Raw genomic sequence first — 26157 nt, forward strand, 5'->3', positions numbered from 1 at the left:
AGGGTCCTAGGGCGCGAGCAGCTCACGTCGGGCCTGTTGGTCGCGGGATCGCGACTCGAGGTGTTCGCGCAGCCGCAGGTCGATGGCCTCGAGGGCATGTTCGCTCTCGAGGTCGCCACGGTTGGCGCAGGCCGTTCGGGTCTCGCGGATGAGGTTGGAAACGACATGGTCCTGGGGGTCGGTCGCGCGGTCGCTTGGGGACCTCTGGGTGAGGGCCACGACGCGGTCGCGCAGGAGCTGGACTCGGTACGCACAGTCGATCTCCCCAGAGGGGAGCCCGACCGACTGTTGCGCGAGGCCTCGCGAGACGCCGACGACCCCCCAGAGGATCGCCGCGGAAACGCCCACGAGCCGGATGTGCGAAGCGATCCGCACCGATCGGGGTGGCTGCGGACCTTGGTTCAGTGTGCTGCGAGTCTGGCGCGACCGACGGTCCGCGGTCAAGTCCACGACGCGGCACGCCGGGATTGAGCTGTGTGTTGTCGCACGGGTGAGCCGTGGCGCCGCGGGGGTGGGGCTGCGCGGTCAGCCGGGGCAGACGCCGGCCGCCGGATCGGCGCGGGCGATGAAGCGAACCTGGCCGATCTGGCTCGCACCGATGCTGGCGCCCGCGATCAGTCGGCGGATGCGGCACGCCTGCGGCACCTCGGACACGGCGGCGAGGCACTCGCCGATCGCGTTGAGATCGACGCGCGTCGCGGCGGGATCGGCCTCGTCGAGCCGACCGGGGTGGGGGAGATCGCGCCACGATCCGCGATCGAGCGGCACCACCTGCGCGGTGCGATCGAAGCCGGCGACGTTGAGGGTCACGAGCACGCCGGTGTCGAGCTGGAAGTCGTGGGTGCGGTCGTTGCCTTCGCGAAGGTCGAGCACCTCGATCGGTGCGGGCCCGCCCTGCGAGCCCGATTGCGGCAGTGCCGTCAGCAACCACACGCCCGGATCGAGCGGCAGCACGTAGCCGCCGCGGCGGTGTGCCGCCGGATCATAGAACGTCTGGACCTCGTGGTAGTAGGGCCCGGGCACCGACGCGGCGCTCTCGTCGGGCATGCGCAGCCGCTCGGCGATGACCACTGCGCCCTCGCTGCCGCAATCGCGATCCGGCGGCGCGAGATCGGTGCAGGTGGCGGCGTCGAGCACCACCCGCCCGCGCACCAGCACGCGGCGCGGCAGGTCGAAGCGGATGGGATTGTCGCCGCTACTGGTGTCGACCGACATCTGCGTCGCGAACGATCCGAACAGCGAGCCCACCGGCGACTCGATGCGCAGGCTGTAGGGCCGCGCCGTGCCGTCGGGCCCGGCCGCGAGGTTGGGCACCGTGCAGGTGCCCTGGGCGGTGGGACCATCGGTGCACTCGATGGCCTGGCGCAGGGCACCGACGACGTCGCCAATGGCCGGCAGTGGCGTCAGGCAGCCGGCCTCGTCCCAGCGCATGCGCGCCTCGGCGTCGAGCACCAGCGGCGCCTCGACGATTGCGCTGGGCACCGCACCCGCCGAGGTGCGTCCATCGCAGGCGCTGGCCTGGGTGGGCCCGGGCATCGCGGCCGCGTCCTCCAGCGTGCGCGGCAGGCAGCCGATGTCGCAGCAGCGATAGGCGGTGTCACCACTGCCCACGAGCGTGATCGGCTCTGCGCTCAGATCGATCGCGACCTGCTGGGCGGGTCCCCAGGTCGGCACGCACAGGTCCCGCACGGTAGCGGTGGGTTTGGGCTGGCCCTGGGTGATGGGGTTGAACTGCAGGTCGACCGCGTAGCTCATCGACGCCACCGGCCCCTGGGGTGCGGCCGTGAGGGTGAACGAGCGCACCTGGCCGGTGTTGCCGGTGCCTTCGCAGTAGGTATAGACGGGGGTCGACCACGCGCCGACGCTGTCGCTGACCACCGTGCCGCTGTCGGCCGCACGTCCAGCGAGCGCGAGCTCGCATTGGCGGGTGTCGAGGTCGCAGAACTGCTCGCCCGCGATGCAGCCGGCGTCGCTGCTGCAGGTCGGACCGCGATCGCCGGGCGCGGTGTCGCCGAGCGCGAAGACCCCGAGCCGCGGCGCGTCCTCGGTGTCGGCATGGCGCACGCGGATCGCGACGCCCTCGACACCCGCGGGGTTGCCGTTGCCGTCGACCGTGGTCGCGAGCGTGACCGGGTCGATCAGGCGCACGCGGCCCTGCAGCGTGCGGCTGCACGAGTCGTCGTACTGCACGGCGTATGCGAAGCGGGGGTTGCCGATCAGCGTGCACTGATCGAGCGCGGGGATGCAGAAGTTGGGCGCCGGGCCGCAGTCGTCGTCGCCGCTGCAGGCGTCGTCGCCGGCGACCGGCGGCACGATCATCGCGTACAGCGGCGCGGCGGCGTCGGGCAGGCTGCGCCACTGCACGAAGCCGCCGCCACCGAGCGCCGCCGGCATGGCGTCGTACGGGTGGTAGCGCGGCCAGCGGATCGCCGTCGGCAACAGGCTCGGCATCTCGGCGCCGTCGGTGGTCGGGTAGTCGATGCGCGGCGTGGTCGTGGTCGATCGGCCGAAGCGCGACGCCTGCGACAGCTGCACCTCGCCCATCATGACGTCGTCGAGCGTGGGCATGCCCGGCACCGCCGGCACGCGGGTGTAGACCGACAGCTCGAAGGTCTGCTGCAGGTGGTTGCGCTCGATGGTCAGCTCCTTGTTCGCCGAGGTGAAGCCGGTCTCGGCGTCGCAGCCCCCGACCTCGGCGCGGAACACCACCTGTGCGCCGACCAGCTCCTGGACGTCGAAGCCGAGGTCGGCCACCGGTGGCAGCTGCTCGCCGGGCACGCAGACGTTGGTGTCGGGCGCACAGACCTCGCCGGCGACGTTGCAGTCGGCGTCGTTGCGGCACTCCTGCGGCGAGGGCTCGGGCGCGAGCGTGCTGCAGCCGGCCAAGAGCAGCCACGACGACCACCACCGCACGGCGCGACCGCTCATCCGCCCTCGACCTCCTCGCAGTCGCACTCGGCCTCGGGGTCGGCGGCGTCGCGGCACTCGAACACGAAGTCGATCGTGGCATACGTCGCGCCCTCGGCGAGGTCGGGCACGCCGAACTGCGTCGCGCCGTACACCGGGCGCCCGTTGGCATCGACGGCGGGCTCGCCGCCCGAGTCGAGCAGCTGCGGGCGGAAGAACGGGCGGTCGGTGACCATGAAGCGCAGGTCGTGCAGCCCAGCGAGGAGCGGGCGTCCAGCCTCGTTGCACAGGTCGATGCGACGATCGCCGTTACCCTTGTCGAGGGTGAAGCGCCACAGCACCGGCAGCGCCGCGCGGCCGTTGGGCAGCTCGGTGGCGTCGCCCGCGACCGCGTCCTCGAGCTCGACGAGTGCACCGGCGCGGCCGGGCTCCCAGTGCTTGGCGTAGGCGACGGCCTCGTTGGGCTCGGCCGCCGCCGGATCGGCGTCGAGCAAGGCCACGCCGAACACCGAGTCCTTGGGCGCGTCGCCGTCGCTGTCGTCGTCCTCGGCGAACACGTCGAAGCTGGGCAGCGCGCGACGGTCACCGGCGGGGCAGATGCAGAAGTCGCCGTCGTCGGGCCGCAGCAAACCGGAGGGACGGCTGGCGAGCACCTGCGGGCAGTACTCGGGCTCGCGGCGCTTGGTGTCGGGGTCGTTGCAGCGCGCGTCCATCTCGGGCAGCTGCGGCGAGCGCTGCACGATGCGCACCGCGCTGGAATTCTCGAGCCCGGGATCGACGTGGATGTCACGGTCGGGGATGATGCAGGCGCCCAGCAGGAGCCCGACGGCGACATGGACGCGGCGCGGGGGCATCACATCTCCTCCGCGCAGTCGCAGCCGGCCTCGGCATCGAGCCCGTCGTCACAGCGGAACACCCAGTCGGCGGTGGCATAGCTGGCGCCGCCCGGCAGATCGGGCACGCCGATCGCGGCCTGGGTCGCGTCGACGCGCAGCGGTCGTTCGTCGGCATCGAGCACGATCTCGCCGTTCGCGTCGACCTCGAACGGGCGGTACCACGGGCGATCGGTCACCACCAGTCGCAGCGAGTGGAGCCCCGGCGACAGCTTGCCGTCGGGGGCCGCCGCGTTGTCGTTGCACAGGTCGAAGCCATCGTCGGCGCCGAGCGTCCAGCGCCGCACCACTGGCTCGGGGCGGTCGATGGCGTCGGCGTAGATGCCCACGCCGAGCCGCACGAAGGACGCCGGCAGCGTGTTGGGCAGGATGTTTTGGAACGCGAGGTACGGCGCCGGATCGGCGGTGGCGCCGGGCATGTCGAGCAGCAGCGCGCCCAGGATCGCGTCCTTGGGGCGACCTTCGTCGTCGAGGTCGGCATCCTCGACGTAGATGTCGAAGTAGCCCAGCGAGTTGTTGTCGCGGCCGGGGCACACGCAGAAGGGCTGCTCGAGCTCGATGCGGCCGAACGGCAGCGACTCCGGCGGCAGCGGGCACGATGGCAGCTGCGGATCCTCGTCGCGACACTTGGCGTGGGCAGCCGCGGTCACGGGGATCGACTGGATGAGCCGCACCGGCCCGGGGTTCACGAACGCGCCGCGCACGTCGATGTGCCGGTCGGGCACGATGCAGCCGACCAGCGCGAGCGTCAGCGCAGCGCCCAGGCCCCGCGCGCGCTCACCCGCCATCCTTGCCTTCCTTCTCGAGGTGGCGAAAGATCGTGCGCGGATCGACGCCGAGATCGCGGGCGGTCTTGGTGCGGTTGCCGTTGTTGCGCGCGAGGATCTTGTTGATGTACTCGCGCTGCCACACCTCGCGGGCCTCGGCCAAAGGCAGCGGGTTGTCGTCGCCGACTGGGATGCCGACGCTGGCGTCGAGCTCGAGATCCAGATCCTTGGCGGTGATCTGCGGGCCCTCGGCGAGCACCAGCGCCTTCTTGATGTGGTTCTCGAGTTGGCGGATGTTGCCGGGCCACGCGACCTTCATCATGGCGTGGTGGGCCGAGCCCGCGAAGGCCTTGCCGGCGTCGATCTCCCGGCCGTACTCCTTGGCGTAGCGCTTGACCAGGTAGCGCGCGATGAGCATGACGTCGTCGCCGCGCTCGCGCAGCGGCGGCAGCTCGATGCCGATGACGTTGAGCCGGAAGTACAGGTCCTCGCGGAAGCGGCTGTGGCGGACCTCGTCGGCGAGATCGCGGTTGGTCGCCGCGACCACGCGCACGTCGATCGGCGTGGTCTTGGCCTCGCCGACGCGCTGGATCTGGCGCTCCTGCAGCACCCGCAGCAGCTTGACCTGCAGCTCGCAGCGGCATCTCGCCGACCTCGTCGAGGAAGATGGTGCCCTTGTCGGCCGCCTGGAACTTGCCGATCTGGTTGGCGATCGCGCCGGTGAACGAGCCCTTCACGTGGCCGAACAGCTCCGACTCGATGAGGTTCTCGGGGATGGCGCCGCAGTTGACGGTGATGAACGGCCCTTGCGCCCGCGGCGAGCGGTTGTGGACCTCGCGCGCGATGAGCTCCTTGCCGGTGCCGGTCTCGCCGGTGATGAGCACCGTGATGTCGGTGCCGGCGACCTTCTCGACGCGGTTGTAGACCTCGATCATCTGCGGGCAGCTGCCGATGATCTCGCCGAACTTGAAGTGCTCGAGGCGCTCGGCCAGCTCCTGGCTCTCCTCGCGCAGCTCGACCAGCAGCCCCACGTTCTTGATGAACAGTGCGGCCTGGGCCGCGAAGATCTTGAGCAGCTCGAGCTGCTCGGCGCGGAACAGATCGCGGACGTTGTCGTTGCCGACGTAGATGACGCCGAGCAGCTCGCCGCGCACGATGAGCGGCACGCACATCACCGAGCACAGCTTGAGGTTGATGACCGACAGCGAGCTCTGGAAGCGGGTGTCGCTGTAGGCGTCGCTGATGATCTGCGCCTGCCGACTGGTGATGACCTCACGCAGGATGTTGTCGCTCAGCAGCTCGGCGGGGTCGTCGACGGGCTGGCGCTCGAGGTTGCGGGCCACGCGGATCTGATAGTTGCCGCTGTCGTCGGCGAGCACGAGGAAGCCCTTGCTCGCCCGCGTCATCGCCACGACCTGGTCGATCAGCTCCGACAGCAGGTGCTCGAGATCACCGGGCCGCAGCATCAGCTCCGAGAAATCGACCAGCCGCTTGAGCGCATCGATCTGATCGAGGCTCGGCGGGGTCGCCGGCGTCTCGCCCGAGGGCTCCGCCGCCGGCGCCTCGTCGACCGCCGAGAACACCAGCTCGATGCCGCCGATCGCGACGACGTCGCCGTGGCGCAGCTCGTGGCTGCGGGTCTTCTTGCCGCGCACGTAGAACACCGCCGCCCGCTCGGCCGACTCGAGCATGAAGCGCCCGGGGTCGTGCAGCAGCGTGCAGTGGGTCGGCATCACGTCGGGCCCGCCGATCACCAAGTGGCACTCCGACGACGATCCGATCGACGTCAGGTGGCGGACGATGGGGTGACGGGCGACGCGCCCGCCCGCGGCGGTGTACTGGAGATGGGGCATCTAGAACGTCACGTGCAAGGAGACGCCGACGCCCTGGGGCGTGGCCGTAGGTGCGCCCCGCAGCCTAGCACGGGGCTTGGTGGGCCGCGGCCCGCGGGCGCGCCCGGGTGACGCGCCGCCCCCGGCCTCCAGCTGCGACCGGGGCACGCGCTTGACGGTCTTGGTCTTGTACTTCTGGAACAGCAGCTGCGCGACGACGATGTCGACCGCGACCGCACCGAGCAGCAACCAGCCCACGGCCTCCTCGCCCTTGCGCCGCTTGACGATCGCGTCGTCGCGCCTGGCGATCTCCGCGGGGTCGCTCTCGCCGCCCAGATCGCACGACAGCGAGCCGCTCTGGAAGCCGCGGGTCCGACGGCAGCCGTCGACCACGTTGCGCTGGATGATGAGGCCGAGCCCGGCCGCGCCCAGCAGCACCTCGGCGGCGAGGAACGAGCCACCGAGCGCGGGGTTGCCGTTGTAAAAGTGGCCGATGCCGAGCGGAATGAGGGCCAGCGCCCGGCTGCGCGCGACCTTCTCCTGCACCTCGACCTCCTGCGCGTCGAAGCGCTTCTGCAGCTCTGCGCGCGCGCGCAGCTGGGCGGTGATCTCGGCGTTGGCGCCCTCGAGGTCGCTCTTGCACACGATGCGGCTGGCCTCGCACTCCTGGCCGGCGCGACCGGCCCGCTGGATCCGCAGGTCGACGTACAGCTCGTAGAGCTCGGGGGTGTAGATGTCCTTGGGCATGCGCCACTCGGGGAACGCATCCATCAGTCGATCGAGATGGGTGGTGGCCTCGCCGCGGCGCTCGCTGGCGTCCTGCGCGGCGTCGTTGAGCGCGGCCTCGGCCAGCAGCACCAGCACGGCCTGGCGCTCCGAGGGCTCGAGCGTCACGGTGGTGTCGGCGGCGATCGGATCGAGCAGCTGCCGCACCTCGGTGAAGTCGCCGCGTCGCCACGCCGCCTCGGCAGCGGCCAGCGCCGCGCGCCCGCTGGGATCGACCTTCGCCACCGCCGCCGCGTCGTCGGGCTTGCGCGTGCCCTTGGCGGGCGCGTTCGCCAGCGCGATCGCAGGTGCGAGCGCCAAACAGATCGAGGCGGTGAGCAGCGCGCGCATCCGGTCGTGCGGACGCGAGACTATCACTGTCGCGCCGGCGTTGTCGCAGCCAGCGACCGCCGCGGGCCTGCGCCGAGCGCTGCGTTCGGCGGCTAGCCCGAGGCCCGCGGCTGCAGCTTCACTTCGATGGGGTTGACGCCCGGATGGAGCTCGTAGGCCGCCTCGCCGGGCACGTAGCCCTCGGCGTTGAACTCGAGTCGGACGAGCCGCTTGGTGGTCTCGGGCTCGAAGCGGATGCTGGGGAAGGCGCTCGCCATCTTGTCGGCGCCCAGCAGATCCTCGGGGCAGCCGGCCTTGCAGGTCACCACCAGCTTCGAGGCGCCACCGCTGAAGTTGAAGCTGATCTTCGCCGGCTTGGGCATCACCGTCAGCGACACCGTGCCGCGCTCGCACTCGTCGCGTCGGACCGCGCGCGACGCGGTCCAGCCGCGATCGGAGATCGTCAACGTGGCCTCGGTGCCGGCGAACTCGATCGGTAGCTCGAGCGCGTCGATCGGCCGCGCCGACGCCACGCTGCCGTCGCGCGGCGTGATGTGCAGCTTGAGGTTCTTCGCGGTCGGCAGCGGCACGCCGCCCAGCAGGACCACGCAGTCGGTCTTGGTCGGCGCTCGCGGTGGCGGGGGCGTGCGCACCGGTCGGGTGCCGGGCTCGGGCCGCGTGCGGCCGCCGCTGTCGTCGGCCCCGGCTGTCGTCGGCGTCGGCGTCGGCACCACCGCGGTGGTGGGATCGACGTCGACCAGCGCGGCGGCATCGTCGGTGGCGTCGCTCGGGCCGGGATCGCTCTGCAGCGGCGCGGCGTCGGCCGCCACCGCGGCGGGCGTGGGGGTGGCCGGGGTCGCGCCCGCCGCGTGGGCGTCGTGCAGCTGCAGCGACTCGCGCATGGGGTCGGGCACCAGCACGAACGCCGCCGCGACCAGGCCCAGGGCGCCGAGCGCCGCGCCGGCCAGCAACAGCTGCCGCATCCGACGCTCGCGCACGCGCAGGCGCGCGAGCATGGCCCGCGCCTCGCGGTGCTCCTTGTCGTGCTCGAGCACCCGGCACAGCAGCCGGATCGCGCGGCCGTGCATGCCCTCGCGGGCGGCCCGCTCGGCCTGCCCCATGAGCGTCTTGCTGACGCGCTGATCGAGCTCGACGAGGTAGCCCTTGGCGTCGCGAAAGTACCCTCGCAGCTCCTCCGCGGAGGGCTCGACGCCCATCTCGCGCAGGTACAGCTCGAGCTCGCGGGCCAGCGTCTCGGCCGACTGGTGGCGCTCGTCGGGGTTGGTCGCGAGCGCCTTCGCGATGATGCTCTCGAGATCCTTGTCGACCAGCGGACACACCGTCGAGGGCGCGGGGTAGTTGCCGTCGGCGATGCGGTTGAGCACCTCGTGGGGGTTGCGGCCGGTGAACGGCAGCGCGCCGGTGGCGAGCTGGTAGAGCAGGATCCCCAGCGAGAAGAGGTCGGTGCGGGCATCGAGCGCGCGGCCGTTGATCAGCTCGGGGGCCATGTACGCCGGCGAGCCGATCAGCTGGCCGGTCATCGTCAGCTTCTGGTTGTCGAGGATCTGCGCGATGCCGAAGTCCATCAGCTTGATGCAGCCGTCCTCGCGCCGGATCATCACGTTCTCCGGCTTGATGTCGCGGTGCACGATGCCGCCCTTGTGCGCGTGCATCAGCGCGAGCGTCAGCCGGTGGACCACCAGCGCCGCCACGGCCGGTCGCGGGGTGTAGTCGTCGTCGAGCCACTCGCGCAGGGTCGGGCCGTGGATGAACTCCGTGACGATGTAGCTCTCGCCGGCCTGGGTGCCCGAGTAGTCGAAGATCTCGAGGATGTTCTCGTGGCGCAGCTTCGCCACCGCGATCGCCTCGCGCTGCAATCGCAGTCGCGACTCTTCGCGGTCGGCGAGGTGCGCGTGCAGGACCTTGACCGCGACCTCGCGGTGCAGCGTGCCATCGAGGGCGCGGTACACCACGGCCATGCCGCCATGCCCGACTTCTTCGAGCATGTCGTACTTGTCGAGCTTGGTGCCGGCGAGGGTGGGCAACGTGGCGATGCGGGGTGGAGGGCCAAAGCAGCCGGAGACGACGGGGATCGGCGCTGCGACCGTGCGTCGGAAACGAACGCGCGGCGTTCGAAGGTCAGGTCCAATCCAACGGCCACGCCCGGCCTCGCCGGGGCCCAATGCGGCCTCGGGTCGCAGTCTACCAGGGGGACTGCAGCGCGGAAGCTCCCCGACGGGTCGAGGTGGTCGTCGCGGCGAGGCGTGCTCGACGACCGACGGGCTCGCGTGACGCGACCCGACCGTGGTAAGGTCCGCGCTTCGCGGCATTCATGTCCGGAACTGCGTTCGAAGCGGATTGGCGACCGAACCCCACCATCCGCAGCGTGCCCGCGGCGCTCGCTGCGATGGCGCGCGTGCGGGCCGGTGCGCCAGCATTGCGCCGCCGCGTGGCGGGCACCTGGCGACCCATCTCCTGGAGCGGGTGGGTCGAGGCCGCGTGCGAGATCGCCGCGGGCCTCGTCAGCCTCGGCGTACGGCCCGGTGATCGCGTCGCGCTGGTCGGGGTCGAGTCCGTCGGGGGCGCGCTGGTCGAGCTGGGCGCGGCCTGGGCCCGTGCGGTGAGCGTGCCGATCCCGGCCTCGGCGCCGCCGCCCGAGATCGAGGCGATGCTGCGGCAGGTGCGGGCAAAGGCGTTGGTGGTCGAGCCCGAGGGCGCCGCGCGCCTGGTCGGCCTGCGCCACGACGCCTCGATCCTGATGACCGCGGCCACCGACGCCGCCGCGTCGTCGCAGGAGCACACGCTCGCGAGCATGCGCGCCCGCGGCCGCGCGGCCATGGCCGCCGACGTGTTGCTGCGCGCGGCGATCGTCGACGCGCCGTCGATCCTCGGCCCCGATGATCCGTGGTCCATCCTCTTCACGTCGGGCACCACCGGCGCGCCGCGTGGCGTGGTGCTGTCCCACGGCGGCGCGGTCTACCAAGGCCAGGCGATCGCCCACGCCGCCGCGCTCGGCCCCGAGGACGAGCAGCTGTTGGTGTTGCCGCTGTCGCAGATCTACGGCCGCGTGGTGCTGTGCTCGGCGATCGCCGCGGGGGCGACGACCTCGTTCGGCAGCCCCAAGACCCTCGATCGCGATCTCGTCGAGCTCGCGCCCACCGCCTTCGCGGCGGTGCCGGAGCTGCTCGAGCGGCTGGCGGCGGGCTTCCGCGGCGAGCTCGATCGGGTCGGCTGGGCGCGCCCGGCCATCGAGCGCGCGCTCGAGACCGGTCGACGGGTGAGCGCGCTGGTGCAGCGCGGGGAGGGCGTGCCGATGGCGCTGTCGCTGCAGCACCGCCTCGCCCAGCGCGTGGTGTTCTCGCGCCTGCGCGCGCGCCTGGGCGGCCGCCTGCGCTACATCAGCTGCGGTGGCGCGCCACTGCGCCGCGAGCTCGCGGAGTTCTTCCATGCCACCGGCGTGCTCGTGCTCGAGGGCTACGGACTCACCGAGGCCGGCGGCGTGGTCGCGTGCAACCGCGTCGACGGCTATCGCTTCGGCACCGTCGGTGTGCCGCTGCCGGGCTGCGACGTGCGCCTGGGCGACGACGGCGAGCTGTTCGTGCGCTCGCCGTCGCTGGGCCACGCGCTCGACGAAGCTCCCGAGGTGACCCGCGAAGCCGATGGCTTCCTCGCGACCGGCGACGTCGCGCAGCTGCAGCACGGCATGCTGCGGCTGGTCGATCGCAAGCGCGACATCATCAAGACCCAAGGTGGCAAGCGGGTCGCGCCGCAGAAGCTCGAGGCCATGCTCGCCGGCGCCGCCGGCATCGCGCGCGCCGTCGTGCTCGGCGAGGGTGAGCGCGAGCTCGTCGCACTGGTCGACATCGACGACCGCGTGATGATGGAAATCGCCAGGCGCGAGAACCTCGGCTGCCGCAGCCGCGCCGATCTCGTCGAGCACCCGCGCATCCGTCAGCACGTCGCCGACGCGGTCGCGGCGGTGAACGACGCCGTCGCACGCCATGAGGCGATCGCGGAGTTCTCGCTGCTGCCCGAGCCCCTGCAGGCCTTCGCGGGGGATCTCGCCCGCGGCGGTGCCCCCCGGCGCGACGCCATCGCGGCCCGCCACGCGGCCCGCATCGCGGGGCTGCGCGCGCGATTGTCGGCGCAGGCCGAGGCCAACGCCGACGCCCATGCGGTGGGCGCCGGGCCTGCGGGCCGGGGCGCGCCAGCGACGGACCCCGCCAAAGCGGGCTCGGAGGCCCGCGAGCCCCGCGGAGGCCGCAAGGGGGCTTGACGATCGGGCCCAGAACACGCTAAACGCCGTGCCCGGTCGTGGGGACGAGACTAGCTTCCCCACGGGTGACCGATAGGGCCGTAGCTCAGGGGTAGAGCGCTACCTTGACACGGTAGAGGTCGACGGTTCGAGACCGTCCGGCCCTACAGCGGACCGCCAGCCCGAAGGGCCGGCGGCCGTGACCGGTCTGCCGCTTGACGACCGCTGTGCTGCGGGCCCAAGCTCCACCCGCCGCGCGGGCGAGCGGTTCGCCGCGACCTGCGCCCCAGCGATCCAGTTCAACCGGAGTCACGACCATCTCCCGCTCGAAGTCCAGACCCCCTCCGCGCCCATCGGAACAACACCGCGTCGGTCGCAGGATTCGCGCTCGCGAAGTCCGCGTCATCGACGAGACCGGTGAGCAGCGCGGGATCATGTCCACGCAAGACGCGATGGAGCTGGCCGCAACCGCCGGTTTGCAGCTCGTGGAGGTCAATCCCAAGGCCAATCCACCGGTCTGCAAGATCATGGATTACGGCAAGTTCAAGTACGAGTCCGCGAAGCGCGAGCGCGAGGCGAAGAAGAACCAGAAGACCTCCGAGCTCAAGGAGGTCAAGTTCCGCCCGAAGACGCACGAGCACGACTTCGACTTCAAGCTGCGCCACATCCGTCGCTTCCTCGCCGAGGGCGACAAGGTCCGCCTGGTCGTGCAGTTCCGCGGCCGCGAGATCACCCACCCGGAGACGGGCCGCGCGATCCTCGATCGCGTCTGCAAGGGCGTCGTCGATCTCGCGACCGTCGCGCAGATGGCCCAGCTCGAGGGCAACCGTCTGAACATGGTGCTCGCGCCCAAGCCCCAGCGGGCCGGCGCAGCCCCGCAGCGTCCCCGCCCCGTCGATGGTGCGGGTGGTGCCGCGCCGGCCCGTGCGGTCGATCCCGATCTCGAGGATCTCCCGCCGTTGCCGGATGACGACGACGACGACGACGACGACGATGACGAGGGTGAGGCGGTCGCCGGTGAGGCGGCCGCGGGTGGCGACGCCGGCTGACCGCCGGTCGCTCGACCCGCGCCTCGGCCTCGAATCGCCCGAAATCGCCCGAAATCGCCTTCCACAGGCGATGCTCGGCCACCCTCCGACCGCGCACGCGCCGGTCGGGGGCCACCGATCCGCTGCCGATTCGGCCCCCCTCGCCACGCGCGGCAGGGGGCTTGCCGGCGGCCGGGAAGTCCGGTAGAAGCGCGTTCCCTCGGGGTCCAAATGCCCAAGATGAAGTCCCACAGCGGCGCGAAGAAGCGGTTCCGCTTCTCCGCGACCGGCAAGGCCAAGCGCAAGCACAGCCACAAGAACCATATCTTGACCAAGAAGAATGCCGACCGCGTGCGAAGGCTGCGTGGCACGGCGGTGGTCTCGGAGCCCGACCAGAAGCACATCGAGCTGATGCTGCCGCACGGGGGTAGGTGATCCATGCCGCGCGCAAAACGGGGCTTCAAAGCCCGTCGTCGTCGTAATCGCGTCCTCAAGTTCGCCCAGGGCTTCGTCGCTGGTCGCCGTCGCATGTGGCGACGTGCGGTCGAGGCGGTGCACCGCGCGTGGATGCACGCGTACCGCGGTCGCAAGAACAAGAAGCGGTTCATGCGTCGCCTGTGGATCGTCCGCATCAACGCGGGCGCCCACTTGAACGGCACCAACTACAGCCGTCTGGTCGGCGCGCTCGACCGCGCGAACATCGAGATCGATCGCAAGGTGCTCGCCGAGCTCGCGATCGTCGACCCGGCCGCGTTCACGAAGATCGTTCAGACCGCGAAGGTCTGAGCGTTCGCTGCGAATCGTGGCGGCGGCGATGGTATCGTCGCCCCGTGTCCGATGACGATGCACTGGCGCGAATGCGGGAAGCCTTCGCGCGCGACGAATTGCCCGCCAGCACGACGCTCGAGCAGGCCTACGCCGTCAAGGTCAAGTACCTCGGCAAGAAGGGCCTGGTCACCGAGCTGTCGCGCCAGCTGGGCGCGATGCCGCCCGAGCAGCGCCGCGAGCACGGCCAACGCGTCAACGCGTTGAAGGCCGAGCTCGAGGCGCTCTACGACGCGCACTGCCGCGGCCTCGCCGAGGCCGCCGAGCAGGCCGCGCTGGCACAGTTCGAGGACCTCACGGCGGTGGCGGTGCCCGAGGTCGGCAGCCTGCATCCCATCACCCGCACGCGTCGGGTGCTCGAGCGGGTGTTCGCGGAGCTCGGCTTCGACGTCGCCGATGGGCCCCACGTCGAGCTCGCGCGCTTCAACTTCGACGATCTCAACATCGGCGCCGATCACCCCGCGCGCGACATGGCCGACACGTTCTTCGTGACGCCGCCGCCGGGCTCGTCGCTGCGCGCCGAGGATCTGGTGCTGCGCACGCACACCTCACCGGTGCAGGTGCGGACCATGCTCGCACGCAAGCCGCCGATCCGCATCGTCGCGCTCGGCACCGTGTTCCGCCGCGACGACGACGCGACCCACTCGCCGATGTTCCACCAGATCGAGGGGCTGTGTGTCGACACCGGCACCAGCTTCGCGGACCTGCGCGCGACGCTGTACCGCTTCGTCAGCGCGTTGTTCGAGCGCGAGCTGCAGGTGCGCTTCCGGCCGTCGTTCTTCCCGTTCGTCGAGCCGGGCGCGGAGTTCGACATGCAGTGTCCATTCTGTGGCGGACGCGGCTGCAGCGTGTGCAAGGGCAGCGGGTGGATCGAGCTCGGCGGCGCCGGCATGGTCCACCCCGCGGTGTTCGAGGCCTGCGGCATCGATGCCGAGCGCTACACCGGCTGGGCATTCGGCTTCGGCATCGACCGCATGGCGATGTTGATGCACCAGATCCCCGATCTGCGGCTCATGTTCGAGGGCGACGTGCGCTTCTTGGAGCAGTACCCATGCTGATCTCGCGAACCTGGCTGAGCGAGCTGCTGGCCGACACCGTCGCGCTGCCGGCCGACGACGCCGAGCTGTGCGCGTGCCTGACCGCGCTGGGGCTCGAGGTCGAGGGCGTGCACCGTCGCGGCGACGGCCTCGACACCGTGGTGATCGGTGAGGTCGTCGCGATCGCGCCACACCCCGACGCCGATCGCCTCCGCGTGGTGCAGCTCCACGACGGCACCGGCGTGGTGACCGTGGTGTGCGGCGCCGCCAACGTGCCGGCGCCGGGGGGCAAGGTTGCGTTCGCGCAGCCCGGCACCTCGCTGCCAGGCGGGCTCGCGATCGGTCGCAAGCCGGTGCGCGGTGTCGACAGTGCCGGCATGATCTGCTCGGAGGTCGAGCTCGACATCGGTGGCGACGACGGCGGCATCCTCGTGCTGCCGACCGATGCGCCCCGAGGCGCGTCGCTGGCGTCGTACGTGCCGGGCGTGCGCGACACCGTGATCGAGCTGTCGGTGACGCCCAACCGGCCCGACGCGCTCGGCCACGTCGGCGTCGCGCGGGATGTCGCAGTGAAGCTCGGTGCCCGCTGGCGGGCGCCTGCGCTGGCGCTGCCCGACGTGCCCGACGACGACGGGTTGGTCGAGCTCGCCGCGCCCGAGCGCTGTGGTCGTTACCACGGCGTCGCGCTGGCCGGCGCGCAGGTCGGGCCGTCGCCGCTGTGGGCCCGCGTCCGACTGCACCGCGTGGGCCTGCGCGCGCTGTCCAACGTCGTCGACGTCACCAATCTCGTGCTCATGCTGTGGGGGCAGCCGCTGCACGCCTTCGATCGCGCACGACTTGCCCAGGGGCGCGTGCTCGTGCGAGCAGCCCGCGGCGGCGAGCGGATGACGCTGCTCGACGGCCGCGAGCTCGAGCTGGTCGACAGCGACCTCGTGATCGCCGACGCCGAGCGACCGATGGCGCTCGCGGGCGTGATGGGCGGGCAAGACTCGGGCGTCGCGCCCGACAGCCACGCGCTCCTGCTCGAGGCCGCGTGGTTCGAGCCGGCGGGGATCCGTCGCAGCGCGCGGCGCCACGGGCTCTCCACCGACAGCAGCCATCGCTTCGAGCGCGGCGTCGACTGGGACGCGGGCCTGCGCTCGGCGTGCGCCCAGGCCTGCACCTGGCTGCATGCGTTCGCCGGCGCCACGCCGATCGCCAAGACGATTCGCGACGGTCGCCTGCCCGCGCGGCGCCACATCGCGTACCGGCCCGCACGCGCCGCGGCGTTGCTCGGCATGCGGGTGCCCGACGAGCACGCCGCTCGCATCCTCGACGGCGTCGGCGTCACCCTCGATCGCACCGACGCCGCCAGTTGGCAGGCGATCGCGCCCAGCCACCGCCCCGATCTCGAGCGCGAGGTCGATCTCGTCGACGAGGTCGTGCGTCACTTTGGACTCGAGCAGCTGCCGATGGTCGTCAATCCCCCGTCGGCACCGCCGTCCCCGGGCACGGCGGCCGCGCGTGCACGGCATCGCGTCGCCAACGCGGTCACCGACGCCCTGCGCGAGTGCGGGCTGCACGAGCTGGTGTCGATGGTCTTCACCAGCGCGGCCTCGATCGCCGCCGTCGGTGACGACCCCGACGGCGTCGACATCGTGCGCGTGGCCAACCCGATGCGCACCGAGGCCGCGTCACTACGGACCCACCTGCTGCCGGGCATGCTCGACGCGGTGGCGTTGAACCGCGCCCGCCATGGCCGCGCGCTGCAGCTGTTCGAGTGTGGTCGGGTCTACCGTCACGGGGCCCACGCCGTCGAGGACGGCCCCACCGCCGCGATCGATGCCGCTCTGCCGCACGAGCCCACCATCGCTGCGGTCTTGCTGGCGGGGGAGGGCGACGCCGAGGCCGATCCGCGCCGTGTGGCGGGCCATCTGCTGCAGGTGCTGGCGCGGCTCGGTCGAGCCGGTCGCGTGGTCGCAGCCGCCACCGGCGTGCCGTGGCTGCACCCCGGCGCCCAGGCGGAGATCGTGCTCGACGAACGCGTGGTCGGTCGCTTCGGTCGCGTGCACCCACGGGTGCTCGCACGCTGGGATCTGCCGCGCGGCTGCGCGGTCGCCTATGGTCAGCTCGAGCTGGCCGCGCTGGCGGCCCCGGTGGTGCCGCGGCATCACGGGTTGCCGCGGTTTCCCGCGACGTGGCGGGATCTCTCGCTGGACGTCTCGCAATCGCTGCCGGCGGCGAGCATCGTGGCCGCGCTGCACGACGCTGCGATCGCAACGCAGGGCGACGCGGCGCGCAGTGAGGATCGCCCGCGACTCGAGCCCGGCGATCGTGGGCGCACCGCGATCGAGTGGCTCGAGGACTACCGCGGCGAGGGCGTCGCGGCGGGACGGCGTGCGGTGCTGCTGCGCCTGCACTACCGCGCACAGGGGCGCTCGGTCACCGACGACGAGGTCGCGGCGGTGCACGAAGCCATCGTCGCGCACGCGTGCGCGCGGCTGCTCGCCGACGATGCCGGTCTGCGCCGCCGCTGACGTACGCCGGGCCACCGGCCTCGCGGCGCCGCGACCTCGCACGCGTGGCGGCGACGGTGTCGCCGCCGGCGGAGGCCTTGCGATCGCAGCGGGGATCGGCAAGGATCCGTGGCTGCCATGACGAAGGCCGACATCATCGATCGCGTGTGCGACGTCGTCGGAGGCTTCTCCAAGAAGGAGGCCGCCGATCTCGTCGAGAAGATCTCCGATGTCATGAAGTCGACGCTGGAGACCGGCGAGAAGATCAAGATCTCGGGCTTCGGCAACTTCCTCGTGCGCGAGAAGAAGGCCCGGCCGGGTCGCAATCCGCAGACCGGCACCGAGATCACGATCGAGCCGCGCAAGGTGCTGACCTTCAAGCCCTCGCCGGTGCTCAAGCAGGCCCTGAACGAGACCTGACGCCGCCGTGGCCGCGAGCTCCCGCAGCGCCAAGTCGACCTCGGGTCGACGCGCCAAGACCTCGGCTGCCGCGCGCAGCCGCGGCGCCGTCGACGACGGCGTCGATCTGGGATCCGACAAGCTCTACTTCAAGATCGGCGAGGTCGCGGAGATCGTCGGCGTCGAGCCCTACGTGCTGCGCTACTGGGAGGGCGAGTTCTCGGCCGTGCGGCCGCAGAAGTCCCGCACGCAGCAGCGGGTCTACCGTCGGCGCGACGTCGTCACGCTGCTGCGGATCAAGCACCTGCTCTACGAGAAGAAGTTCACCATCGCCGGCGCCCGGGCCGAGCTCAAGGAGCCGGTCAAGCGCGACGAGGGTGGGGCGCCGGTCGAGCTGGCCAAGCCCAGCCCCGCGTTCGCGGCCCGCGCGTCGCTGCAGCGGGTCAGCACACTGCTCGACGAGGTCCGCGCGTTCGTGAACGCCGGCGACGGCGACGACCCGGCCCAGCGCCGCGCGGCGGATCCCGCCGCGTTCGTCAGCCGTCGCGGGGGCGCCCGCGCGCTGGTCGAGCACGAGTAGGCGGCCCGCGGCCAGGGGCGGCGCCCTAAAATCGTCGATGGGCTTGCCCTCGGGCGACGAAAGCGGTATCCACCGCCGGCCGTTTCGGGGCGTAGCGCAGCCTGGTAGCGCACTAGACTGGGGGTCTAGGGGTCGTGGGTTCGAATCCCGCCGCCCCGACAGGAACGGTCCCTCAGGGCCCGCCACTCACCGACGAGTGCGGGCCCTGGGACATCTTTTCCACCGCCGGCTCCGATGACGCGCCCGCTCATTCTCGTGACCAACGATGACGGCGTGCTGGCGCCGGGCATCGCCGTGCTGGCCGAGGCGCTGGCGGAGGTCGGCGAGGTGATCGTGTGCGCGCCGGAGACCGAGCGCAGTGGTTCGGGGCACGCGATCTCGTTCCACACGCACCTGCGTGCGCAGTCGATCCGTCCCGGTTGGTGGTACCTCACCGGCACGCCGGTCGACTGCGTCTACTTCGCGATGATGCACCTGTGCGAGCGACCACCCGACCTGGTCTGCTCGGGCATCAACGCCGGCTACAACCTCGGCTCGGACGTCTTCTACTCGGGCACCGTCGGCGGCGCGGCGGAGGGCTACCTGCGGGGGGTTCGAGCGCTCGCGATCTCGGCCGAGCGCGGCGAGCACGGGGCCAGCTGGGCGGCACCGGTCGCGGTGCGTCTGGCCCAACGGCTGCTCGCCGCCCCCGCACCGCTGCTGGTGAACTGCAACGTGCCGGCGCGGGCAGGGGTCTCGGCCGCGGTCGCGCCGACACCCGCCGAGCTCGCGGCGCCGCGACGCATCTGCGTCACCCGGCTCGGTCAGCGACGCTATCGCGACGGCGTGCAGCCGCGCACCGATCCGATGGGGCGGCCCTACTACTGGATCGGCGGTCCGCCCGAGCCCGGCTCGACCGATCTCGATCACGACACCGGCGCGGTCGCGGCCCACCTGGTCGCGATCACGCCGCTGCACATGGACCTCACCGCGCCCGATCTCGGACCCGCGCAGGCGCTGGTCGCCGACCTCGCCGACGCCCCCGCCTGAACCTCCACCGAGCCGTCTGCGAGGAGCCGCCATGTCATCGCCCGCATCCGATCCGATCGCCCAGCTCGAGCTGGTCCGCAGCAAGCTCCGCGACATCGCCGACTTCCCCAAGCCCGGCATTCTCTTCCGCGACATCACGCCGGTACTGGCCGATCGCGCGGCCCTGCGTGCGGCGATCGATCTGCACGTCGCGTGCGTGGCCGACCTCGCCGGCAAGGTCGACAAGATCGTCGGCATCGAGTCGCGCGGGTTCCTGTTCGGCATGGCGGTCGCCGATCGTCTCGGTGCCGGGTTCGTGGTGGTGCGCAAGCCCGGCAAGCTGCCGGCGGCCACGCTCGAGGCCAGCTACGCCCTCGAGTACGGCACCGACCGGCTGCAGATCCACGCCGACGCGATCGTGCCCGGCGAGCGCGTGCTGGTGATCGACGACCTGCTCGCGACCGGGGGCACCGCCGCGGCCGCACGCGATCTGGCGTCGCGCACCGGCGCCGAGGTCGTCGGCGCGCTGTTCCTGATCGAGCTGCGGGCCCTGGGTGGCCGCGCGAAGCTGCCGGGGCTGCGCGTGGAAGCCGTGCTGGGCTTCGACTGAGCGCCTCGCTGCCGCGGGCGCGGGTCAGCTGAGCGCCATCACGCGGGGCGACAGCGCCGCGATGTCGCCGAGCTCGTGGTCGTGGGCCGCCAGCAGCACCGCCGCACCTGCGTCCTGCCGCGCACGCAGCTGCTCCACCATGCGCGCGCGACCGTCGACGTCGACCCCCGCGAAGGGCTCGTCGAGCACGAACAGCGCGGCGGTGCCGAACATCAGCCCCGCGAAGGCCAGGCGCCGCCGTAGCCCGACGCTGTAGGTGCTCGCGAACTGATCGATGACCGCGCGCAGCTGCGGATCGATGTCGGCGTCGGCCGGTGCCGCCGCGCCGAACACGGTCGCGTGGAACGCCAGCCACTCGCGGCCGGTGAGGCCCGCGGGCAGCTCGGTCTCCTGCGCGAGCGATCGCAGCGCCGCCCGGGCCTCGAGCGGCTGGGTGCGGAGATCGTGGCCGGCGATCGCGATGTCGCCGGCGTCGGGCACGACGTCGCCGCAGATACAGCCGAGCAGCGTCGACTTGCCGGTGCCGTTGGGCCCGCGCAGCACCACCGCCTCGCCGCGCGTGAGCTCCAGCGAGACGTCGGTGAGGATCGAGCGGGTGCCGTAACGTTTGTGCAGGCCGCGGGCGAGCAGTGGTGCGGGCGTCGTGTTCGTCATCGGATTGCAGCTCCGGCGGTGCGCAGTGCGACCGCGACCAGCGAGAGCACGACCGGCGCCAGCAGCAGCGCCAGTGCCCGCGCGCCGGCGGGACGCACCGGCAGCGGCGCGAGCAGTCGCGCCCGTGCATCGCGCTCGCGCAGCACCGCCGCGGCCGGCAGCAACCACAGCGCCGCGGTCGCCACCAGCAGTCCCAGCTCGGCCGCACCCAGTGGCCGACCCCGCAGCGCCAGCACGCCGGCACACCCGAGCAGTGCCCACAGCCGCAGCCGTGGCACCGGCGTGAGCCGCAGGTGCTGCAGCAGCAGCAGGCGCAGGACCGGATCCGACACCGCGCCGATCCACCGCGGCGCCGGCTCGGGCGTCGGCGGACCCGCGAGCGTGCGCATGGCCTCGCGCAGCCACGGCACCGCGTCGAAGACCCCGCGCGCGTAGACCCGCGGCGCCGCCACGCGCAGCACCAGCACCACCAGCGCCGCGAGGCCACAGGCGACCAGCAGGCCGCGCGGGAGCGCGAGCCCATCGGCGACGCGATCGATCGCGAGCTGGGCCGGCATCGCCAGCGCGGCCGCGAGCGCCAGCGAGAACGCCGGCGCGTAGAGATGCACGACCGCCTCGGGCAGCGTCCAGCCGCCACCCAGGGAGCGCTGCAGCTGGGCCCCGAGGCTGCCGTCGCCCTGACGTCGACCGAGGTGTGCCGCGATCGCAGCACCCATCGGCTCGGTGCCCACCGCCGCGAGGCACACCACCCACGCGTCGGCGACCAGCGCCAGCGTCGGCGCGAGCGCGTCGGTGAACGCCCGCGCAGCCACCCCGATCGCGATCGTCAACCACAGCGTCTGCAACGCGAGGCCCCGCAGGTGTCGCGCGCGCGCCAGCGCGAAGCGGGTCGCCGGGGGCACCGGCAAGGGCAGGGTGGCGGCCACCCCGTCGTCGTGGAGGAAGCCCGAGGTGCGCACGTGCAGGGTCACCAGCAGCGCGGCCGGCACGAGTGTGAACGCGAGGCCGCGCGCGGCAGGCAACCCCAGGTGCCGCGCCGAGCCGAGCGCCAGCGTCACCACCGCGGCCGCCACCATCGGCAGCACGACGTGCACCAGGCCTGGCGGGCGGGTGAGGATCGTCCGTGCGATCGACGCGACGCTCGGGCCCTTGGTCACGACGACGCTAGGAGTGCCACAGTGCGCGGAGGTTCGCGACCTCCACGTCGCTTCGCACGCGCCAGGTCGCGCGATCGCGGCGCCGCCACGGCCCGCAAGCGCCACGGCACCGGCAGCGGCGCGGCCCGTCGCACGGCCACGAAGATGCGCGTGGGCTCGACCTCCGCGGGGCTTGGGAACTCATGTAGTTCCCATGGGTTGAAAACACTTTGTTCGAGTGGAATCACATCGTGGTCCCGCAGCTCGACCGGGGCTTCGACGCCGGTCGTCTCGGGGCCCGTTCGCGGGCCGTGCGTGGGGTCGGACATCGTCGGTGGCGCGGGCGCGGTGGCGCCGTCGCGCGCTCGCTTCAGCAACCAACATGCCATGCGTCGCGTCGCGCTCCGACGCTCGGATCCCTGTGCATCGGCACCGGGGGCGCGTGCGCGGCGTGGGCGTTCTGCCCGAGCTCGGGTCGCGGCGGCTGGGCGACTTGCACGGACGTGTTGGGTTCAAAAACTTGCCGGCACGCGTCGCGACGTCCACAACTCGGGGAGGCCGACCCATGCGCAGCCTCGTTCTCATGCACTGGTTCGTCGCGATGGCGGCGCCGGAGCCCCACGTCGTCGCGCCGGGCGAGACCCTCTGGAGCATCGCGCGCGCGCATGCTTGCACCGTCGCCGACGTGCGCGGGGCCAACCCCGAGCTCGGTGATGTCCTGCGCGCGGGGATCGAGCTCGCGTTGCCTTCGGCGTGCCGCGCCGTCGCCAGCCCGCCGCGGTCGCCTCCGCCGAGGGAGCGGGCGGTCAGCGGCTCGCGCGGCACCAAGGTCGTGCCGGCGCCGGCAGCACGCGAGGTCATCGTCGCCAAGGGCGACACCCTCGGACGCATCGCTTCGCGCAACGGCACCACCGTGGTCGCGCTGCGCGAGGCCAACGCGCTCACCGGCAACATGATCCACGTGGGGCAGCGGCTGCGCCTGCCCGAGCCAGCCGCACCCATCGCGGCGCCGGTCGGCGTCGGCAAGGCCAGCACCGCGCGGGCCGCCGTCGACCCGCCCACGCCGTTGTCGGAGCTGCCGCCCCCGCCGCTCGCCGACGCCGAGCTGCCGCCCCCGCCCGCTCGCACGCGCTCGGGATCGGGGTCGTCCGCGCGCGTGGCCGCACCGGCCCACGGTCGCGTGCTGATCGGCGCGGTGCAGCTGCCGACCGATCGCGCCTACTACCTGCGGCACCCCACCCGTGCGTGGGGTCAGCCCCACGTGGTCGAGTCGACGCGCGCGGCGATCCGCGAGGTGAAGCGCAAGTACCCCCGCGTGCACCGACTCGCGATCGGCGACCTCTCGGCGCGCTCGGGCGGACGGCTGTCAGGCCACAAGTCGCACCGCACCGGGCGCGACGTCGACCTCGGGCTCTACTTCGTGCGCTCGCCGTCGGCCTACCCCAAGCGCTTCGTCGGGGCCGACGAGGCCGAGCTCGACTTCGCGGCCACCTGGGCGCTCATCGAGGCGTTCCATCGCCAGTCGAAGACGGCCGGCGGCCCGACCATCATCTTCCTCGACTTCGCGGTGCAGGGGCGCATCTACGAGTGGGCGCGCAAGCACGGTGTGTCGCGTCGCGTGTTGCGCGAGGTGTTCCAGTTCCCCCATGGTCGCTGGTCCCACGAGGGGCTCGTGCGCCACGAGCCCGCCCACGCCGATCACCTGCACGTGCGCTTCGGCTGCCCGCCCCACGGCGAACACTGCCGCTGACATTCGCTTCAGTGCTCGGTCGCCGCCAGCAACGTGCGTAGCTCGTCCTGCTCGACGCGCGGACGTCCGAGCTCGCGCGCGAGCTCGAGGGCCTCGGTCGCCTGCGCGCGCGCACCGGCGCGATCGCCCAGCGCCAGGCGGATCGACGCGCCCTGGTGGAGCGTCGCGGCCACGTCGGGGTGCCGCGGTCCGCGGGTGTCGCGGTAGATCGCGAGCCCCTCGTCGTTGAGGGTGGCGGCCCGCTGCAGCTCGCCGCGGGCCTGCGCGACGCTGGCGAGCGCGACCAAGGACGCGCCCACGCCGGGGTGGTCGTCGCCGTAGTCGCGGCGACGCAGTGCCAGCGCCCGGGTCGCGCGGCGCTCGGCCTCGTCGAGGAGGCCGGCCTCGACCAGCACGATCGCGAGGTTGTTGGTCACGTCGGCGACGCCCTCGTGCTCGGTGCCCAGGGCCTGCTCGGTGAGCTCGACGACGCGACGGAAGCGATCGAGGCAGGCCGAGGCGCCGTGCTGGTGGTAGCAGGTGGCCGACAGCGCGTTGCCGATCTGCGCGTAGTCGGGGTGGTGCTCGCCCTTGTCCCGCGCGACGATGGTCTCGACCCGCGTGAACTCGGCCTCGGCCTCGGCGTAGCGCCCGAGCGCGAAGTAGCCCATGCCGAGCGCCTGGTGGGCCCGTGCGGTGTGGAGACTGTCGGGGCCCCAGCGCGCCTGTGCCAGCGCCAGCGCGCGCACGCACTGCGCCAGCGCGAACACGCCGTCGCCCTTGTCCGCGAGCACCTTGCACATCGCCTGCGCGAGCCCGGCGCGGGCACCGTCGCCGTCGTGCAAGCGCTCGAGCATCGCGGCGGCGTGGCCGGCCCACGCCAACGCGTCGTCGTAGCGCGACAGGCCGAGCCCGACGGTGCCGACCAGCTCGGTCGCTGCGCGCACGAACAGCGCGTCGTCACCGACCGCGAGCGCGCCATGGGCCGCGTCCTCGAGCAGGCGGCGGCCGTCGGCGGTGAGGCCAGCCATCTGCGCGAGGTCACCCCGGAGCGCCTTCACCTCCGCGACCAGCGGTCGGTAGCCCGCCGCGCGCGCACGGGTGTCGAGCACCGCGGTGTCCTCGTAGGCCTGCGCGTAGCGGCCGAGGTGGCCGTCGACCTCGGCGGCAGCGAGCGCATCGCGGACGGCCTCGACCTCGCGCGCGACCGCGGCGTCCTCGGGCGGCGCGACGGCGGCCAGCAGGGCGGCGTCGTCCTCACAGCGTGACAGCTCGGGCAGGCCCGCGATGGCGTCGGCGGCATGGTGCACGATGGCATCGTCGGCCTGCTCGAAGCGCGCCGCGACCGAGGCCAGCGAGGCCCGTCGCACGTGCAGGCAGGCGCTGCGCCGATCGAGCAGCTGCTCGGACTGCTCGTGGCGCACGTGGGTGGCGGCGCAGGCGTCGTGGGCGAGCGCGGCCCAGCGGCCGGCGTAGTCGTCGAGCGCGGTGTTCACCCGCGCGGCGGTGTCGACCCCGAGCGACGCGCTGACCTCGGTGAAGCGGGTCGCGATCGCGTCGCGTCGCGCAGGCGACCACACCGACGCGAGCGAGGCAGCGGCGTCGGCACAGGGGTCGGCGGCGCCGGGACGCAGCGACGCGACCGCGAGCCCGCCGAGGCCCAGCAACGCCGCCGCCGCGAGCCACGGTCCGCGTGTGCGTCCGGGCTGCATCGCTGCGAGCAGCTCGTGCATGCTGGCGAAGCGTGCCGTGGGCTCGACCGCGAGCCCGCGATCGAGCGCGCGCCGAAGGTGCGCGGGCACGCGGATCTCCGGCGGCGGCGGGCGGCGTCGTCCGCTGCACACCGCGATCGCCAGCGAGAAGCGATCGCTGCCCTCGAACGGTCGCACGCCGTACAGCGCCTCCCACAGCGCCACGCAGAACGCGAACTGATCGGCGCGCCCATCGACGTCGAGGCCGCGGTGCTGCTCGGGGGCCATGTACGCCGGCGTGCCCGCCATCGCGCCGGTACGGGTGAGTCGCACGTCGACGCGGCCGCTGGCGTCGGCGCCGATCACCAAGCCAGCGGAGCGATCGATCACGTCGACGGTCGCACGCGCACGCAGCCGGTCGCTGACCAGCTCGCGATCGCTGCGCAGGCTCGGGTCTGGGCGCGGCCCGGGCTCGACGCTGCGCGCCGGATCGGTCGCGAGCTCGCGCTCCGAGGGCTCGCCGGGCAGCGTCGCGCCCGCGCTGCGGGCGAGCCCGAAGTCCAGCACCCGCACGCGACCGTCCTCGCCCATCATCACGTTGTCGGGCTTGAAGTCGCGGTGCATGAGCCCCTGGTCGTGGGCCGCCGCGAGCCCGCGGGCGGCCTGCACGAAGGTCGCGACGATCTCCTCGCGGCTGCGGGGCGCCGCCGCCAACCACTGCGTGAGGGTCTGCCCGCGCACGAACTCCATCGCCACGAACACGCGGCCCTCGAAGGTGCCGACGTCGTGCACGCCGACCACGTTGGGGTGGGAGAGCTTGGCGAGCGCCTGGGCCTCGCGCAGCAGGCGAGCGCGCCCCATGCTGCCGGCCTCGGCCTCGCCATCGGGCTGCAGCAGCTTGATCGCGACCCGCCGATCGAGATCGGGATCGAACGCGGCATAGACCACGCCCATCGCGCCCTCGCCGACGCGCTCGATCACGACGTAGCGACCGATCGCACCGCCGTGCGCGACGGCGGCGTCGGGCCACTCGCGTGCCGCCGTCGCCGGCGCGCACGCGGGTTGGGACTCGGGGTCTGCCGAGGTCTTGCGCGCGACCTCGCAGGTGGTCGAGAGGGGCAGCTCGGGCACGGGTGCTCCAGGGTCGATCGTACGACGCGCGACCCGTCGATCCACGATTGCGCCGCGATTGCACCGCCGCGGGCCGCCCGCGGAC

20 protein-coding genes, 2 tRNA genes and 1 pseudogene are annotated in these 26157 nt (G+C 72.6%); 13 read left to right on the top strand and 10 right to left on the bottom strand.

Going from position 1 to position 26157, the window contains the following annotated elements; translation table 11 throughout:
- Positions 1–6: 6 nt before the first annotated feature.
- The 7 genes and pseudogenes from IPH07_04780 to IPH07_04810 form a co-directional block, all read right to left on the bottom strand.
- The gene (locus IPH07_04780) at positions 7–375 is read right to left on the bottom strand and encodes a hypothetical protein (protein ID MBK6916697.1); all 369 of its coding nucleotides are present in this window, start codon (positions 373–375) and stop codon (positions 7–9) included.
- A 150-nt stretch (positions 376–525) separates the two neighbouring features.
- The gene (locus tag IPH07_04785) at positions 526–2928 is read right to left on the bottom strand and encodes a hypothetical protein (GenBank protein MBK6916698.1); all 2403 of its coding nucleotides are present in this window, start codon (positions 2926–2928) and stop codon (positions 526–528) included.
- Positions 2925–3761, bottom strand: coding sequence for a hypothetical protein (locus tag IPH07_04790; protein ID MBK6916699.1), 837 nt, complete (start codon positions 3759–3761; stop codon positions 2925–2927). Before IPH07_04790 ends, IPH07_04785 begins: the two co-directional genes overlap by 4 nt.
- Positions 3761–4588, bottom strand: coding sequence for a hypothetical protein (locus IPH07_04795; protein ID MBK6916700.1), 828 nt, complete (start codon positions 4586–4588; stop codon positions 3761–3763). The genes IPH07_04790 and IPH07_04795 overlap by 1 nt, the downstream gene beginning before the upstream one ends.
- Positions 4578–6420: pseudogene (locus tag IPH07_04800) on the bottom strand (sigma 54-interacting transcriptional regulator). The gene IPH07_04795 and the pseudogene IPH07_04800 overlap by 11 nt, the downstream one beginning before the upstream one ends.
- Entirely contained in the window at positions 6421–7515 is a 1095-nt protein-coding gene (locus IPH07_04805) for a hypothetical protein (protein MBK6916701.1), read from the bottom strand.
- Between the two features lie 92 nt (positions 7516–7607).
- Entirely contained in the window at positions 7608–9539 is a 1932-nt protein-coding gene (locus IPH07_04810; GenBank protein ID MBK6916702.1) for a serine/threonine protein kinase, read from the bottom strand.
- Between the two features lie 287 nt (positions 9540–9826).
- Between IPH07_04810 and IPH07_04815 the strand changes: the two genes are divergently transcribed.
- From IPH07_04815 to IPH07_04870, 12 genes are all read left to right on the top strand, one after another.
- Positions 9827–11770 (top strand): AMP-binding protein, encoded by a 1944-nt coding sequence (locus tag IPH07_04815; protein ID MBK6916703.1) that lies wholly within the window; start codon positions 9827–9829, stop codon positions 11768–11770.
- A gap of 74 nt (positions 11771–11844) precedes the next feature.
- Positions 11845–11916: transfer RNA gene (locus IPH07_04820), tRNA-Val, on the top strand.
- 150 nt (positions 11917–12066) lie between these two features.
- A complete protein-coding gene (locus tag IPH07_04825; protein ID MBK6916704.1) occupies positions 12067–12798 on the top strand; it encodes a translation initiation factor IF-3 in 732 nt (243 codons plus the stop codon).
- A gap of 210 nt (positions 12799–13008) precedes the next feature.
- Positions 13009–13212, top strand: a complete 204-nt coding sequence (gene rpmI / locus IPH07_04830) for a 50S ribosomal protein L35 (GenBank protein MBK6916705.1) — start codon at positions 13009–13011, stop codon at positions 13210–13212.
- A gap of 3 nt (positions 13213–13215) precedes the next feature.
- Positions 13216–13563, top strand: a complete 348-nt coding sequence (rplT, locus tag IPH07_04835) for a 50S ribosomal protein L20 (GenBank protein MBK6916706.1) — start codon at positions 13216–13218, stop codon at positions 13561–13563.
- A gap of 71 nt (positions 13564–13634) precedes the next feature.
- Positions 13635–14660, top strand: a complete 1026-nt coding sequence (pheS, locus tag IPH07_04840; protein ID MBK6916707.1) for a phenylalanine--tRNA ligase subunit alpha — start codon at positions 13635–13637, stop codon at positions 14658–14660.
- On the top strand, positions 14654–17155 hold the full coding sequence (locus tag IPH07_04845; protein ID MBK6916708.1) for a phenylalanine--tRNA ligase subunit beta: 2502 nt from the start codon (positions 14654–14656) through the stop codon (positions 17153–17155). The genes pheS and IPH07_04845 overlap by 7 nt, the downstream gene beginning before the upstream one ends.
- 117 nt (positions 17156–17272) lie before the next feature.
- Entirely contained in the window at positions 17273–17554 is a 282-nt protein-coding gene (locus IPH07_04850; GenBank protein ID MBK6916709.1) for an integration host factor subunit alpha, read from the top strand.
- A gap of 106 nt (positions 17555–17660) precedes the next feature.
- Positions 17661–18113 (top strand): MerR family transcriptional regulator, encoded by a 453-nt coding sequence (locus IPH07_04855; GenBank protein MBK6916710.1) that lies wholly within the window; start codon positions 17661–17663, stop codon positions 18111–18113.
- 85 nt (positions 18114–18198) lie between these two features.
- Positions 18199–18272 (top strand) — tRNA-Pro (locus tag IPH07_04860).
- A gap of 75 nt (positions 18273–18347) precedes the next feature.
- Complete coding sequence (gene surE, locus IPH07_04865) at positions 18348–19142, top strand: 5'/3'-nucleotidase SurE (protein MBK6916711.1); 795 nt, start codon at positions 18348–18350, stop codon at positions 19140–19142.
- 31 nt (positions 19143–19173) lie between these two features.
- Positions 19174–19731, top strand: a complete 558-nt coding sequence (locus IPH07_04870) for an adenine phosphoribosyltransferase (protein ID MBK6916712.1) — start codon at positions 19174–19176, stop codon at positions 19729–19731.
- A gap of 24 nt (positions 19732–19755) precedes the next feature.
- Here the strand turns inward: IPH07_04870 and IPH07_04875 are convergent, their stop codons facing one another.
- Entirely contained in the window at positions 19756–20385 is a 630-nt protein-coding gene (locus IPH07_04875) for an ATP-binding cassette domain-containing protein (GenBank protein MBK6916713.1), read from the bottom strand.
- The gene (locus IPH07_04880) at positions 20382–21542 is read right to left on the bottom strand and encodes a hypothetical protein (GenBank protein MBK6916714.1); all 1161 of its coding nucleotides are present in this window, start codon (positions 21540–21542) and stop codon (positions 20382–20384) included. Before IPH07_04880 ends, IPH07_04875 begins: the two co-directional genes overlap by 4 nt.
- Positions 21543–22086: 544 nt before the next feature.
- Between IPH07_04880 and IPH07_04885 the strand changes: the two genes are divergently transcribed.
- Positions 22087–23271 carry a penicillin-insensitive murein endopeptidase gene (locus IPH07_04885; protein MBK6916715.1) on the top strand — a complete coding sequence of 395 codons (1185 nt, stop codon included), beginning with the start codon at positions 22087–22089 and terminating at the stop codon, positions 23269–23271.
- 8 nt (positions 23272–23279) lie between these two features.
- Here IPH07_04885 and IPH07_04890 read toward each other — a convergent pair whose 3' ends face one another.
- Positions 23280–26072: a serine/threonine protein kinase gene (locus IPH07_04890; protein ID MBK6916716.1), complete on the bottom strand. Its 2793-nt coding sequence runs from the start codon at positions 26070–26072 to the stop codon at positions 23280–23282.
- Positions 26073–26157: the final 85 nt, after the last annotated feature.

It is taken from the genome of Deltaproteobacteria bacterium (assembly GCA_016709225.1).
GTDB classification, from domain to species: domain Bacteria; phylum Myxococcota_A; class Polyangia; order Nannocystales; family Nannocystaceae; genus Xiheibacterium; species Xiheibacterium phototrophicum.

What these genes read in the sequence shown, in the direction of transcription:
- IPH07_04785 (MBK6916698.1), bottom strand. Translation starts at nt 2,928, where the DNA reads ATGAGCGGTCGCGCCGTGCGGTGGTGGTCGTCGTGGCTGCTCTTGGCC.
- IPH07_04790 (MBK6916699.1), bottom strand. Translation starts at nt 3,761, where the DNA reads ATGCCCCCGCGCCGCGTCCATGTCGCCGTCGGGCTCCTGCTGGGCGCC.
- IPH07_04795 (MBK6916700.1), bottom strand. Translation starts at nt 4,588, where the DNA reads ATGGCGGGTGAGCGCGCGCGGGGCCTGGGCGCTGCGCTGACGCTCGCG.
- IPH07_04805 (MBK6916701.1), bottom strand. Translation starts at nt 7,515, where the DNA reads ATGCGCGCGCTGCTCACCGCCTCGATCTGTTTGGCGCTCGCACCTGCG.
- IPH07_04815 (MBK6916703.1), top strand. Translation starts at nt 9,827, where the DNA reads ATGTCCGGAACTGCGTTCGAAGCGGATTGGCGACCGAACCCCACCATC.
- rpmI (MBK6916705.1), top strand. Translation starts at nt 13,009, where the DNA reads ATGCCCAAGATGAAGTCCCACAGCGGCGCGAAGAAGCGGTTCCGCTTC.
- rplT (MBK6916706.1), top strand. Translation starts at nt 13,216, where the DNA reads ATGCCGCGCGCAAAACGGGGCTTCAAAGCCCGTCGTCGTCGTAATCGC.
- pheS (MBK6916707.1), top strand. Translation starts at nt 13,635, where the DNA reads ATGCGGGAAGCCTTCGCGCGCGACGAATTGCCCGCCAGCACGACGCTC.
- IPH07_04845 (MBK6916708.1), top strand. Translation starts at nt 14,654, where the DNA reads ATGCTGATCTCGCGAACCTGGCTGAGCGAGCTGCTGGCCGACACCGTC.
- IPH07_04850 (MBK6916709.1), top strand. Translation starts at nt 17,273, where the DNA reads ATGACGAAGGCCGACATCATCGATCGCGTGTGCGACGTCGTCGGAGGC.
- surE (MBK6916711.1), top strand. Translation starts at nt 18,348, where the DNA reads ATGACGCGCCCGCTCATTCTCGTGACCAACGATGACGGCGTGCTGGCG.
- IPH07_04870 (MBK6916712.1), top strand. Translation starts at nt 19,174, where the DNA reads ATGTCATCGCCCGCATCCGATCCGATCGCCCAGCTCGAGCTGGTCCGC.
- IPH07_04875 (MBK6916713.1), bottom strand. Translation starts at nt 20,385, where the DNA reads ATGACGAACACGACGCCCGCACCACTGCTCGCCCGCGGCCTGCACAAA.
- IPH07_04885 (MBK6916715.1), top strand. Translation starts at nt 22,087, where the DNA reads ATGCGCAGCCTCGTTCTCATGCACTGGTTCGTCGCGATGGCGGCGCCG.